Consider the following 12,782-nt stretch of genomic DNA (forward strand, 5'->3'; position numbering starts at 1 on the left):
CCATGGCAGGAGTCCTTCTGGGATCAGGCGTGCTGGGTGAAGCCGACCTGGCCGGCACGACGGTTGGGCGGGTAGCCGAGCTTGGCGAGGGTCTCGTCGGCGTCGCGGTAGGTGTCGCCGATGCGGTAGATCTCGCGGGCTTCCTTTCCGGTGGCGACCTCGCGACCGAGCTCGCCGGCGATGCGGACCAGCTGCTGGATCTGCTCCACCGACGTGTACTTCTCGCCGACGCGGCCCCAGATGGTGTCCTCGTTGCCACACCGGGTGTGCAGGCCCATCGCCATGGCCATGGTGTTGACCGGGAGCACCGACCGCATCAACGTTTCCAGGGTGAGGCAGGCGCCGTCGGGCACGCGCTGGATGAAGTTCATGATGTTGTACGGGTTGGGCCCGTCGAAGCCGCCGCCGATGCCGACCCACGTGAGGTTCAGCGGACCGGTGTAGACGCCGCGACGGATCAGCCGTTCGACGGTCTCCAACTGCGGGATGCTGGAGAGCTGGAAGTGGGGCTGGATGCCCGCTGCCTGCAGTCGGCGCAGGTGCTCCTCCACCCATTCGGGTCCGGCGGGGACGGTCATCTCGCGGTAGGTGGCCGACAACTCCGGACGTTCCATCGAGGTACCCGCGATGTCGTCGGCGGTCATCAGTTCCATGATGTTCATCTGGCTGGTGTTGATGGCGATTGTCACCTGGTCGGGTGCCGGGTCCAGCTCGGCGAGCATGTGGCGGGTGTCGTCGGAAAGCCATTTGGCGTCGGCGCCTTCACCTTCCGGTGCGAACGAGATCGATCCGCCGACCTGCAGGATCATGTCCGGAACGGCCTCGCGGAGCCCGGCCAGCAACTCGTTGAACTTCGACAGGCGCTTGCTGCCCTTGCCGTCGAGTTCCCGCACATGGATGTGCAGGACGGTGGCCCCGGCGTCGTAGCAGTCGACGGCCTTCTGGACGTGCTCCTCCATGGTCAGCGGCAGGTCCTCACGGAAGTCGTCGAGTTCCCATTCCGGGCCGTAGGGGGCGGCGGTGATGACCAGCTTCTCCTGGGTTTCGGGGAAGAGGGCGTCGTCGTGGAAGTGCATGGTGGCCTCCTTGAATCGGGTTGTGCAGGTGATTGTTTGGTGCGTGTGTCCGGATGGCCGGTCTGTCAGAACGGCCGGTCGCCGACGATCCCGGCGCGCTCCATCTTGCGAACCGCCGGCCAGTAGTCCTGGACCGCGTAGTGCTGGGTGCAGCGGTTGTCCCAGATGGCGATGCTGTTCTCGGTCCACCGCCAGCGCACCTGGTATTCCGGGATCGATGCCTGGCTGGCGAGGTACTGCAACAGGTTTCCGGCACCCGGGGCGTAGTCGCTGCCGAAGCGCACGTTCTCCGAGGTGTGGTAGTTGACCAGGTGCGTGGTGAACGAGTTCACGAACAGGATCTGCTCGCCCGTCTCCGGATGCGTTCGTACGACCGGATGTTCGGCGTCCGGGAAGCGGTCGTGCAGTTGATGCCGTTGCTCGATCGACATCCGCGCGCCGAAGCTGGCCTCGATGCTGTGCCGAGCACGCAACCCGGCGATCTGGGACTTCACCGCTTCCGGCAGGCGCCGATACGCCTCGGCCATGTTGACCCAGATCGTGTCACCGCCGACCGGTGGTGCCTGCACACAACGCAACACCGAGCCGAACGGCGGATTCACGCGCCACGTGGCGTCGCAGTGGAAGGAATTCTCGAAATGCTCCGGCGGACTGTCCATGTCCTTGTAGATGCGGACCAGCCCGGGGTTCTCCGGGTCGCTGCCGAGGACCGGATGGTCTTCGAGCGGACCGAATCGCTCGGCCAGCGCGACGTGCTCGGCGCGGGTGATGTCCTGGTCGCGGAAGAACAGCACCTTGTGCTCGAGCAGCAGCGAGCGCAGCCGCTCGAACTGGGTGTCGTCGCGAGAGACCTCACCGAGGTCGACGTCGAATACCTCGGCTCCGAGGGAACACGTGAGCGGTTGGACCCGAAACGGGGTCTCCACCGGCTGTCGGATTGCATTTGTCATGATTTCTCCTTTGGCACAGGGGAAGTGGTACGCGGGTCAGAGGGTGAAGACCGACGACCCGATGCTGCGGCCGGACTCGAGGTCGCGGTGTGCGGCCACCGCGTCGGCGAGGTCGTAGCGTTGGTTGATGTCGATCGTGATGTGCCCGGCGGCGACCATGGAGAACAGTTCCTCGGCGAGCACAGCCCGCTCGGCGGGATCGGCGATGTAATCGGCGAGTGCGGGCCGGGTGACGAACACCGATCCGTTGACGGCGAGCTGCATCGCGTCGATCGGGGGGATCGGACCCGATGCGGTGCCGAAGCAGACGAGCAGCCCGCGTCGCGCAACCGATTTGAGGGATGACTCGAATGTCGTGGCGCCGATGCTGTCGAACACCACCGGAACGCCGGCGCCGTCGGTCAGTTCGCGAACCCGGGTGGCGATGTCCTCACGTCGGTACACGATGACCTCGTCGCAACCGTGGTTGCGGGCGACCTCTGCCTTCTCGTCGGTGGACACGCTGCCGATCACGTTGAGACCCAGCAACTTCGCCCATTGGGTGACGATCAGGCCGACGCCGCCGGCGGCCGCGTGCAGCAACACGGTGTCGCCGGAGCGAAGCGGCCAGATCCGGCGCAACAGGTAGGCCGAGGTGAGACCGCGCATGGTCATCGCGGCGGCGGTCTCGAAGGAGACCGCGTCGGGCAGCTTGATCAGGTGCTCGGCGGGCATGACCCGTTCGGTGCTGTACGCGCCGAGCGGACTGCCGGTGTAGGTGACCCGGTCACCCTCGGCCACCGACGTGACGCCGGGGCCCACCTCCTGCACCACGCCGGCCCCCTCCACGCCCATCCCGGCCGGCAGGGGCGCCGGGTAGAGCCCGGTGCGGAAGTACGTGTCGGCAAAGTTCAGGCCCACCGCCTCGTGTGCGATGCGCACCTCGCCGGGTCCGGGGGTGCCCACCTCGACGGTCTCCCAGCTCAGCACCTCCGGTCCGCCGACCTGGTGGAAACGTACGGCCTTCGCCATGTCCTCGATCTCCTTTCGACCCCATGGCGTTCGGATACGCAGCCGGTCAACGCCTGGTCGGGGTCCATCTGATGTGGCGAACATTTCGTCTGCCCGCCTGATGTGATGGAGACAACATTACGAGGGTTGGGCCGGAACTGCTTTTCCTGAAGGGACACTCAGATGTGCATTTCGGGACATAGGCTGGTCGTGTGAAACCTCTCGCCCGCTACGCCGCGCTGAACAACTATGTGGAGCTCGGGCACTCTCTGGGGCTCGACCCCGCACAGCTCGTCCGTGACGTGGGCCTGGACCCCGCGAGTCTGGCGTTGCAGGACCGATGGGTGCCCGCCGATGCCGTGGCCGAACTACTCGAGCGATCCGCGACCGCCTCGGGCCGTGCAGATTTCGGTCTCGCACTGGCCCGTCATCGCCGCCTCGGCAATCTGGGTCCGCTGAGTCTGGTGATCCGCGAGGAACCCGATGTCCGCAGTGCGCTGCGGGTGTTGATCAGGCATCAGCACATGTACAACGAAGCCCTGCGCACACGCCTGTCGGAGGCGGGCGGGATCGCCACCCTCGCCACCACGGTCGACGTGGGAGGTGACGGAGAGGTGGGACAGTCGGTGGAGCTCGCCGTCGCCATCCTGTTCCAGCTGCTACAGGGCTTCATCTCCCCCGCATGGCATCCGCTGGCCATCTCGTTCGCCCACCCCGCGCCGCCCGAGCACCGCCCGCACGACCAGTTCTTTCACACCACCGTCCGGTTCGATCAAGACTTCAACGGGATCACCTTGTACACAAAGGATCTCGATACCCCCAACGCGATGGCGGATCCGGAGCTGCGTCGCTACACCCAGGAACTGCTCGACGGTATGGCCGTCTCGCCCGATCCCGACACCGCCTACCGGGTTCGCGAGCTCATCGAACTGCTGCTACCCACGGGACGGTGTTCGGTCGACCAGGTGGCCCGCAGCCTCGGCGTGGACCGTCGGACGGTGCACCGGCGGCTACGTGCCGAGGGCGAGACGTTCTCGTCGGTCCTCGACTCGACCCGGGTGGGACTCGCCCGTCACATGGTCGGCAGCGATCGCCGTTCACTGACCGAGGTCGCCGATCTCCTCGGCTTCTCGTCCCCCGGCAACTTCTCGCGGTGGTTTCGACAGCGGTTCGGTCAGAGTCCCAGCGAGTGGCGTCGCGCCGGGTGAGTCAGTCCAGCCAGTCCAGCACGGCCGCCGCGGTCCAGCTCTGCTGCATACTGCCCAGTGGTTCGCCGGTGAACGGTTCGTAGTACTCGGCGAAGGCGCCGTCGGTGGCCTGACGCAACCCCTCCTCGCGCAGTCTCGCCGATCGTTCGGTCCAGCCGCGACGAGCGAAAGCCCAGCTGAACAGCCAGGTCATCACCGGCCACACCGGACCTCGCCAGTACTCACGCGGCCGGAAGTCCATCGAGATCGGTGACGTCGACGGTGGAACCGCGTAGCGCAGATCCGGATGGCCGCAGAACCTCGGCCCGTCGAACAGACGCAAGAGCGCCCGTTCCCGTTCGCGCGACAGGCCGCCGCAGATCAGCGGCGCGAACACCGCGAGGGTCTCGGTGTTGATCCACGAGTCGGTGCGGAGATCGTAATCTCGTGCCGCACCGTTGCGTTCGTTCGTCGACGCCACCACGCCGGCACGGAAACGGTCGGCCCACGCGCGAAGGTCCCGGACATCGGATCGTGGCTTGGAGTAGTCCTCGCCGATGGTGGCGAGCACATCGCAGGCGACCGCGAAGATCGCGCTGACGAACACGTCCTCGACGGCGAAACTCATCACCTTCGGCAACAGGTCGTCGTCGTAGTTCGACCTCTTCATCTGTTCGACGAGCCAGATGTAGCGGTCGTACTCGAGGTCGGTCGGCCGCATCGACAAATCCGACACGTGGTCCAGGTCGGCCCGCGCATACGGCGGAAGATCTTCCCCGGGAACGACGTTCGCGTACGGACGGTCCCAGCGCGGCGAGTTGTCCATACCCGATTCCCAGCCGTGGAAGAGGGTGACGCGACCGTTGCCGTGCGGGTCGCGGGCGTGCGCGAGCCATCGATGCCACCGCACCAGCGATCCCCATCGCCGGTCGATGAACTCGTTGGCGACGGCTCTCGTGGTGCGGCCGTGGCGGCGGGAGTGATCCAGGATGCGTTGCACGGCAATCGCATGCACCGGCGGTTGGGTGATGCCCGAGGTGTCGGGATAGTCGGGTGCGCAGGCGGCCAGCCGCGCGCACTCCCACCGGGACGGACCGGGAAAGTAGCCGTCCCGGCCGTTGGCGAACACGATGTGCGGGATCATCCCGTTGTCCCACTGGGCGGAGAGCAGCGTGTCCATCTCGATGACGGCGCGCTCCACCGACAGCGGAGCGAGTCCGACGGTCACGAACGCGGCGTCCCAGCTCCACATGTGCGGATACAGCTTGGGCGCGGCACTCGTCATCGTGCCCAGGTCGTTGCCGCGGAGTAGGTACGCGGCACGCGCGGACAGTTGAGTCGGGGTGAATCCATACCGGGCCACCTGTCGATTCTGCACTGCCTCGCGCATCGTCGCGCACCAAGGGCTCGACGCCGGAACGCGCGACCCCCGACCTCAGTACCCCCGACGCCAGTACCCTCGGTCACTGTGCCCACCGCATTGATCACCGGGGCCAGCCGTGGCCTCGGCGCCGAGATCGCCCGCCAGCTCGCCCCTACCCACGACCTGCTGCTCGGTGGGAGGCCGTCGACGGACCTCGACGAACTCGCCACCCAACTCGACGGTGCGACCACCTTCTCGGTGGAACTCACCGACTACGACGAGGTGGAGAGCGCCGTCGAGACCATCTCCGAGCTCGACGTCCTGGTCCACAACGCCGGCGTCGGGAGCAGTCTGGAGACAGTCGCCGACACTCCGGTCGAGGAGTGGCATCAGGTGCTCGAGGTGAACCTGGTCGCCGCCGCCGAACTCACGCGGCTGCTGCTTCCGGCGCTTCGGGCGGCACAGGGTCACATCGTGTTCATCAACTCGGGCGCCGGCCGTCGGGCGAATCCGCGGTGGGCGCCGTACGCGGCCAGCAAGTTCGCCCTCCGCGCCCTGGCCGACGCGTTGCGGGCCGAGGAGCCGACGCTTCGGGTGACGTCGGTGTTCCCCGGCCGGATCGACACCGACATGCAGCGCGATCTCGTCGCGATCGAAGGCGACGACTACGACCCGTCACGATTCCTGAAGACGTCGACAGTGGCCGCCGCCGTCGTGCACGCGGTGACCACGTCAGCCGATGCACATCCCGAGGAGATCGTGCTCCGGCCGACGGGCCGCGGCTGACGCACAGACGTCAGAGCTGCTTCAGATCCGACTGCTCCCACACCGCGCGCATCGACGTCACCTTGCCGTCCGCGTCGAACACCATGATGTCGATCGGGGTGATCTCGAACTTCATCCCCGACGTGCCGGTGACCAGGGTGAACTCGAAGACCGCGGTGTCGCCGGCAACCTTGCGCCACTTCAGCGTCGCCGAGCGCTCATCCATGCCGGTGATGATCGAGTAGAACTCGATCAGTTCCTCACGGGTGGTGCGCAGATCGGCACCGATCGGGTCCTCGACGGTTGCGTCCGTGGCGTACAGATCCGCGATCTGCTCGGCCGTCCCCGAGGTGAGGTACTCCACGTACGCATCCACCGTGGCGTTGATCTTCTCGCTGAGCGTCCCCTGCTCCACCGTCATCGTGAGCCTTTCGTCGAAGTAGAACGTGTTCTACTTCGAGACGGTAGCACCGTCAGGCGTCGAGGCGCTCATAGATCGTCGCGTTCGCCAGGCCACCCGCCTCGCACATCGTCTGCAGCGCGTAACGCTCACCGCGCTGTTCGAGGGCGTTGATCGCGGTCGTCGCCAATCGGGCGCCGCTGGCACCCAGCGGATGACCGAGCGCGATGGCACCACCGTTCACGTTCACACGATCGAGGTCGACGCCGAGCTCAGCCGCCCAGGAGAGCACCACCGGCGCGAACGCCTCGTTGACCTCGAACACACCGATGTCCGCGAGGTCGATACCGCTGCGTGCGAGGACCTTGCGTGTGGCCGGAATGATCGCCGTCAGCATCAACAGCGGATCGTCGCCGGCGACGGAGAACGAGTGCACACGGGCCCGCGGACGCAGGCCGAGTTGCCGGGCCTTCTCCTCGGACATGATGAGGACCGCTGCCGATCCGTCGCTGATCTGGCTGGCGTTCGCCGCGGTGATCTTCCAGCCGATCTCCGGGAACCGCTGCGCCATCGCCTCGTCGTAGTACGCCGGCCGCAGCTTCGCCAGATCCTGAAGCGAGCTGCCCACCCGGATGCCCTCGTCCGCGGCGAGTCCGGCCAGTGGGACGATCTCGTTCTCGAACAGACCGTTCTTGGTCGCCACCGCGGCCAGATCGTGCGATCGCAGCGAGAACTCGTCGATGGCGGTCCGCGAGATGTCCCACTTCGCCGCGATCAGCTCGGCCGCGATGCCCTGGCCGACCAGTCCGTCCGGATAGCGCGCGTCGAACGCGACGCCGTTGAGATCGGCGGTGCCTGCGACCGCGGATCCCATCGGCACCCGCGACATAGACTCCACCCCCGCGGCAACCACCACGTCGTACGCGCCGGCGATGACGCCCTGCGCCGCGAAGGCGATGGCCTGCTGCCCGCTGCCGCATTGGCGGTCGATCGAGACGCCCGGGACGGATTCGGGATATCCCGCGGCCAGCAACGCACGCCGCGCGATGTTGAAGCCCTGCTCCCCGGACTGCGTGACGACGCCGGACACGACGTCGTCGATGAGCGCCGGATCGATCCCGGTGCGATCGACGAGCGCGGAGAGACTGTGCGCCAGCAGGTCGACCGCGTGCACGTCGTGCAGTGCTCCGGTCGCCTTGCCCTTGCCGATGGGCGTGCGTACCGCATCGACGATGACTGCGTTGGTCATGGTTGTTCCTCCATCTCCGGGACTCTGACTATAGAGAGCCATAGTTAGAGGTCTACGCTCTGACTATGGTTTGGTCAAGTCAGAGTAGGATGGATCACATGATGAACCTGCAGGGCGTGTTGGCCGACCGGGATTCCTGGACGGCCGACAGCTGTTCGATCGCCAAAGCCCTCGAGATCATCGGCACGCGATCGGCGATGCTGATCCTCCGGGAAGCGCTGTACGGCGCGACGAGGTTCGACGAATTCACCCGTCGGGTGGGGATCACCGACGCAGTCGCGGCCGCGCGGCTGAAAGAGCTCACCGCGGCCGGAATCTTCGACAAGGTGCCCTACCGGGAGCCGGGCCGCCGCGTGCGCCACGAGTACCAGCTGACCGAGATGGGCCGCGACCTGCAGCCCGTGGTGCTGAGCCTGATGCAATGGGGCAACCGGTACCTTCAGCCGAACGGCGCACCACTGCGCCTGACCGATTCCGGATCGGGCGACCCGATCATCGTCGACGTCCGCACCGAGTCCGGTGCGATCGTCGAGGAGATCGACGTCGCGGTGGCGCGACGGCGGCGGTGAAGCTCTCGGAACCGTCATCCGCGCAACGGACATCGACGCTCCCCGACGCCCGTTTTTGGTAGTTTCGCCGCAACGGTGGCGGATCATCGGCACCACGCAGAACCCGATGAATCAGATGGGATGACCGAGCGGCCATGACGGAGATCCCCGAGCACGACCGGCAGTCGGGGCAACCCACTGTGGGCGGCGGTTCGTGGGTGGCACCGGGTACGACCGGTCCCGCGCCGGACATCGGAGCTCACCTCCCGCCGCCCGGTTGGGCACCGGTGCCGGATACCCGGCCGCCCGGGTACCAGCCGCAGGCCGACGTGCGATCCCCGCAGCCCCAATGGGGTGTCGGCGGGACCGATCCCGGCGCCTGGGCCAACCCATTGTCAGCCCACAAGCCGGGCATCATCCCGCTGCGACCGCTGACCGTCGGCGACCTCGTCCAGGCCACGTTCACCGCGCTTCGCCGCAGTCCCGGCACCTATTTCGGACTGACCTTCGCGACCTGGATGGTGTTCGCCGTCGTCGCCGCAGTCCTCGGCGGGCTCGGCCTGACGGTTCTCGTGGCCGTCGACGCGTCCGGTGGCGACCTCGCCGAGGCCGGCCTGATCTCCGGCATCATGCTCGTCGGTGTGCTCAGCGGCGTGGTCACCGCCGCGTTGTGCGGCGTCCTCGCCTACCCGGTGAACCAGCAGGCGGTCGGCCGTGCCCCGACGCCTGGAGAGACCTGGCGCCACACCCGATCCCGCCTCCTGCCGCTCGTCGGGCTCTATCTCGTCGTGATCGCCGCCGCCGCACTTGTCGGCGGCCCCCTGTTCGTACTGTCGATCTGGTCACTGAGTTCGGGGGGTGCGCTGATCGTGGTCGGCCTCGCCGCGCTGGTCGTCATCGCGGTGGCCGGCACCTGGCTGTCGGTTCGCATCGCGCTGTGCCTACCGATCCTGGTGGTCGAACGACTCGGGGTCGTCGAATCGATCCGACGATCCTTCCGGCTGACCTCGCGGGTGTTCTGGCGCACGTTCGGTGTCCTGCTCCTCGTCGTGGTGCTCACGTCGATCGCAGCGGCGGTCATCTCCGGTGCCCTGCAGAGCATCGCGGTGCTGCTGGTCGGGGTGGGCGGCTCCGACGTCGGGTTCAGTCCGCTGGCGATTGTCGGGATCGGTCTGCCCATCCTCGGTTCGGTCCTGTCCAACGTCGCGATCCAGCCGTGCATCGCGATCACTGTCGCCCTGCTGCACATGGACGCCCGAATCCGCACGGAGGGGTTCGATCTCGTCCTGGCCGGTGGCGCGGCGGAGGTGGCCGCCGGGCGGCATGCCGACGGGTGGTCGGCGTCGTGACGGCGGTGGTGCTCGCGGCGGGGCTGACGCCGAGCAACGACGAGGCCCGTGACTGGCTCGAGCGCGAACTCGCCAAGCCCCGCTACGGGACGAGCGAGCCCGGCCTGCTGGAGCGCATCGGACGCGCCATCGAGGACTGGCTCGACTCGGTCCTCAGCTCCATCACCGGCACCTCCACACCGCTACCCGGCTTCGTCGCGGCGATCGTCGCGATCGCCCTACTCGCGCTCGGGCTCTATCTCCTGCGCTTCGTCCGGCGGACGCCGCGGGCCGCCAAGCAGTCCACCGCCAGTGTGCTCGGCGGGCACGACCTGACCGCCGACGAGTTCCGTCGACGGGCCCAGGTCGCCTGTACCGATGGGCAGTTCGACGTTGCGGTGCTCGACGGCATGCGCGCGATCGCCCGTCGGGCACTCGAGCGCACCCTGCTGCCCGATGCGCCGTCGCTGACCGCGCATGAGGTCGCCATCGGGTTGGCCGGCTTCTTTCCCGCCTCGGCACACCGATTGTCGGTGGCCGCAGCCGTTTTCGACGAGGTCGCCTATGGCGGGCGGCGGGCGACATCCGCCCAGGCGCAGGAGATCCTGGACCTGGACGGCGAACTGTCATCCACCCGACCGAGATCGGCGACCCACGAGTCCGTGGAGGTCACGCGATGAGCGGGCCGGTGACCACCGCAGCGCCGCCATCCGCTCCCGCGGTGCCGCCCTCTTCCGGGGGTGCCCGGCGCAACTGGATCGGCTGGACGCTGGTGGCCGTCGTGGTGATAGCCGCGCTGGTCGGCCTGGTGGTGATCGCCGGCGGCCGCGGGCAGGAACGCACGGATCCGCTGGATCCGGAGAACCCGGGACCGGCCGGAACCGCGGCACTCGCAGCCGTACTCGATGATCATGGCGTCCCGGTCGCCGTCGCGCGTGGACAGGGTGACCTGCTCGCCGAGCCGCGTCCGGGTTCGGCGACCACCATGGTGATGAGCGAGACCGACGAACTCACCGAGTCCACCGCGCGGTCCTTCCTCGACCGCGCGCGCGACGCGGACCGCATCATCGTGATCTCCCCCACGGCCCGATCCCTCGAGTTGCTCGGTCTGCCGATCCTGCCCGGCTACTCGGCCGGTGTGACCGATGCCGTGGACGCCGACTGCACCCTCGACGGTATCGCCGCCGACGACGTCGTCCTGCACGACACCTCCGGGTACCGGCCGACACCCGGAAACACCTCGCCGACAACCTGCTTCACCATCGACGACACATCCGGGCTCATCTCGGTGCCGGCCACCGCGGGTCGGCCCGAGATCATCGTCGTCAGCGGGTTGATGCTGCAGAACAGCGAGATCACCCGCTTCGACAACGCCGGCGTCGCCGTCCGGACCTTCGGTCACGCCGACCGGCTCATCTGGTACATCCCCGACCACAACGACGGTGCCGTCGGCGGCGATGGTGACGAGGACTCCGACATCCCCCGCGCCGTCGGGCCGCTGGTACTGCTGGCGTTCTTCGGTCTGCTCGCGCTGATGTTCTGGCGGGGAAGACGTTTCGGCCCGTTGGTGACCGAGCCGTTGCCCGCTGTGGTCAAGGCGATCGAGACCACCCAGGCCCGCGGCCGGATGTACCACAAGGCCCGTGCGGACGCCCGCACCGCCGGACAGCTGCGCGTACACACCATCGACCGCATCGCCCGGCATCTGGGACTGCCCTACGACGCTGCGCAGGCCACGGCCGCTCTCGGCGATGGCGATGTGGCGACGAGCCATCACCAGGATCCGCGTCTCGCGCCGATCGTCGCCGCGGCATCCCGCACCGCCGGCCTCGACCCCCGACAGGTCGGCGCACTGCTCGGCGGGCCACTTCCCCAGACCCCCGACGACCTGCTGCGTTTCGTCACCGATCTGACCGCCCTCGAGAAGGAAGTCCGTCGCACACCATGACAGTCAATCCAGGGATTCTCCCCGACGCCCGCGCCGCGCTGGCCGCGGTACGCGACGAGGTGTCCAAAGCCGTTGTCGGACAGGATGCGGCGGTCGCCGGCATCCTCATCGCACTGCTGTGCCGTGGGCACATCCTGCTCGAAGGTGTACCGGGTGTGGCGAAGACGCTGCTCGTCCGGTCCGCGGCCACCGCGCTCGCCGTCGACACCAAACGGGTGCAGTTCACCCCCGACCTCATGCCGGGTGACGTCACCGGTTCACTCGTGTTCGACAACGCGACGTCGGAGTTCACGTTCCGCGAGGGCCCGGTGTTCACCAATCTGCTTCTCGCCGACGAGATCAACCGGACCCCACCCAAGACGCAGGCCTCGTTGTTGGAGGCCATGGAGGAGCGGCAGGTCTCGGTCGACGGCATCCCGCGCCCTCTGCCGGCACCGTTCCTGGTCGCGGCGACCCAGAACCCCGTCGAGTACGAGGGCACCTACCCCCTGCCCGAAGCGCAACTCGACCGGTTCCTGCTGAAGGTCACTCTGCCGCTGCCCTCGCGCGACGACGAGATCTCCGTCGTGATGCGGCACGCAGCCGGGTTCGATCCACGCAATCTCCGCGCGGCTGGATTGCGTCCGGTCGCGTCCGCGGCCGACGTTCTGGCCGGGGCCGATGCCGTACAGCGCGTGGCGGTCTCACCGCAGGTGGCGTCGTACATCGTCGACATCGCCCGCGCGACCAGGATGTCGCCGTCGTTGTCGCTCGGCGTCAGCCCGCGCGGCGCGACGGCATTGTTGGCGACCAGCCGCGCCTGGGCGTGGCTGAACGGTCGCGACTACGTGACACCGGACGACGTGAAATCCTTGGCGCAATCGACTCTCGCCCATCGACTCTCGCTGCGGGCGGAAGCAGAGTTGGAAGGGGTGTCGGTGGCCGCCGTGCTCGACGCCGCAATCGGATCGGTACCCGTCCCGCGATGATGGTCGGCTG

At 67.7% G+C, this 12,782-nt stretch carries 13 protein-coding genes; 7 read left to right on the plus strand and 6 right to left on the minus strand.

Annotation, left to right across the window (positions count from 1 at the left end; all coding sequences use genetic code 11):
- Nucleotides 1–23 precede the first annotated feature (23 nt).
- The 3 genes from D7316_RS17600 to D7316_RS17610 all read right to left on the minus strand — a co-directional run bounded on the left by D7316_RS17600 (nt 24) and on the right by D7316_RS17610 (nt 3,037).
- On the minus strand, nt 24–1,076 hold the full coding sequence (locus tag D7316_RS17600; protein WP_124709403.1) for a BKACE family enzyme: 1,053 nt from the start codon (nt 1,074–1,076) through the stop codon (nt 24–26).
- A gap of 65 nt (nt 1,077–1,141) precedes the next feature.
- Nucleotides 1,142–2,026 carry a TauD/TfdA dioxygenase family protein gene (locus D7316_RS17605; protein WP_124709404.1) on the minus strand — a complete coding sequence of 295 codons (885 nt, stop codon included), beginning with the start codon at nt 2,024–2,026 and terminating at the stop codon, nt 1,142–1,144.
- 36 nt (nt 2,027–2,062) lie between these two features.
- A complete protein-coding gene (locus tag D7316_RS17610) occupies nt 2,063–3,037 on the minus strand; it encodes a quinone oxidoreductase family protein (RefSeq protein ID WP_124709405.1) in 975 nt (324 codons plus the stop codon).
- 191 nt (nt 3,038–3,228) lie between these two features.
- Here D7316_RS17610 and D7316_RS17615 point away from each other — a divergent pair, with 191 nt between their 5' ends.
- A complete protein-coding gene (locus tag D7316_RS17615) occupies nt 3,229–4,224 on the plus strand; it encodes an AraC family transcriptional regulator (protein WP_124709406.1) in 996 nt (331 codons plus the stop codon).
- A gap of 1 nt (nt 4,225) precedes the next feature.
- Here the strand turns inward: D7316_RS17615 and ggh are convergent, their stop codons facing one another.
- Nucleotides 4,226–5,566, minus strand: a complete 1,341-nt coding sequence (ggh, locus tag D7316_RS17620) for a glucosylglycerate hydrolase (protein ID WP_124711416.1) — start codon at nt 5,564–5,566, stop codon at nt 4,226–4,228.
- 105 nt (nt 5,567–5,671) lie between these two features.
- Here ggh and D7316_RS17625 point away from each other — a divergent pair, with 105 nt between their 5' ends.
- Nucleotides 5,672–6,352 carry an SDR family oxidoreductase gene (locus D7316_RS17625; protein ID WP_124709407.1) on the plus strand — a complete coding sequence of 227 codons (681 nt, stop codon included), beginning with the start codon at nt 5,672–5,674 and terminating at the stop codon, nt 6,350–6,352.
- Nucleotides 6,353–6,362: 10 nt separating this feature from the next.
- On the opposite strand, the gene D7316_RS17630 is transcribed toward D7316_RS17625, so the two are convergent.
- Nucleotides 6,363–6,752, minus strand: a complete 390-nt coding sequence (locus D7316_RS17630) for a nuclear transport factor 2 family protein (RefSeq protein ID WP_124709408.1) — start codon at nt 6,750–6,752, stop codon at nt 6,363–6,365.
- 52 nt (nt 6,753–6,804) lie between these two features.
- Complete coding sequence (locus tag D7316_RS17635; protein ID WP_124709409.1) at nt 6,805–7,980, minus strand: thiolase family protein; 1,176 nt, start codon at nt 7,978–7,980, stop codon at nt 6,805–6,807.
- 98 nt (nt 7,981–8,078) lie between these two features.
- On the opposite strand from D7316_RS17635, the gene D7316_RS17640 reads away from it, so the two are divergent.
- The 5 genes from D7316_RS17640 to D7316_RS17660 all read left to right on the plus strand — a co-directional run bounded on the left by D7316_RS17640 (nt 8,079) and on the right by D7316_RS17660 (nt 12,772).
- Nucleotides 8,079–8,549: a winged helix-turn-helix transcriptional regulator gene (locus D7316_RS17640; protein WP_124709410.1), complete on the plus strand. Its 471-nt coding sequence runs from the start codon at nt 8,079–8,081 to the stop codon at nt 8,547–8,549.
- A 134-nt stretch (nt 8,550–8,683) separates the two neighbouring features.
- Nucleotides 8,684–9,877, plus strand: a complete 1,194-nt coding sequence (locus tag D7316_RS17645; protein WP_124709411.1) for a hypothetical protein — start codon at nt 8,684–8,686, stop codon at nt 9,875–9,877.
- Complete coding sequence (locus tag D7316_RS17650; RefSeq protein WP_124709412.1) at nt 9,874–10,536, plus strand: DUF4129 domain-containing protein; 663 nt, start codon at nt 9,874–9,876, stop codon at nt 10,534–10,536. The genes D7316_RS17645 and D7316_RS17650 overlap by 4 nt, the downstream gene beginning before the upstream one ends.
- A gap of 8 nt (nt 10,537–10,544) precedes the next feature.
- Entirely contained in the window at nt 10,545–11,804 is a 1,260-nt protein-coding gene (locus D7316_RS17655) for a DUF4350 domain-containing protein (protein ID WP_232016956.1), read from the plus strand.
- Nucleotides 11,801–12,772 (plus strand): AAA family ATPase, encoded by a 972-nt coding sequence (locus D7316_RS17660; RefSeq protein ID WP_124709413.1) that lies wholly within the window; start codon nt 11,801–11,803, stop codon nt 12,770–12,772. Before D7316_RS17655 ends, D7316_RS17660 begins: the two co-directional genes overlap by 4 nt.
- Nucleotides 12,773–12,782: the final 10 nt, after the last annotated feature.

The sequence above is a fragment of the Gordonia insulae genome, assembly GCF_003855095.1.
Classification (GTDB): domain Bacteria; phylum Actinomycetota; class Actinomycetes; order Mycobacteriales; family Mycobacteriaceae; genus Gordonia; species Gordonia insulae.

Excerpts from the sequence above, each read along its gene's own strand:
- D7316_RS17600 (WP_124709403.1), bottom strand. The coding sequence starts at position 1,076 with ATGCACTTCCACGACGACGCCCTCTTCCCCGAAACCCAGGAGAAGCTG.
- D7316_RS17605 (WP_124709404.1), bottom strand. The coding sequence starts at position 2,026 with ATGACAAATGCAATCCGACAGCCGGTGGAGACCCCGTTTCGGGTCCAA.
- D7316_RS17610 (WP_124709405.1), bottom strand. The coding sequence starts at position 3,037 with ATGGCGAAGGCCGTACGTTTCCACCAGGTCGGCGGACCGGAGGTGCTG.
- D7316_RS17630 (WP_124709408.1), bottom strand. The coding sequence starts at position 6,752 with ATGACGGTGGAGCAGGGGACGCTCAGCGAGAAGATCAACGCCACGGTG.
- D7316_RS17635 (WP_124709409.1), bottom strand. The coding sequence starts at position 7,980 with ATGACCAACGCAGTCATCGTCGATGCGGTACGCACGCCCATCGGCAAG.
- D7316_RS17640 (WP_124709410.1), top strand. The coding sequence starts at position 8,079 with ATGATGAACCTGCAGGGCGTGTTGGCCGACCGGGATTCCTGGACGGCC.
- D7316_RS17645 (WP_124709411.1), top strand. The coding sequence starts at position 8,684 with ATGACGGAGATCCCCGAGCACGACCGGCAGTCGGGGCAACCCACTGTG.
- D7316_RS17660 (WP_124709413.1), top strand. The coding sequence starts at position 11,801 with ATGACAGTCAATCCAGGGATTCTCCCCGACGCCCGCGCCGCGCTGGCC.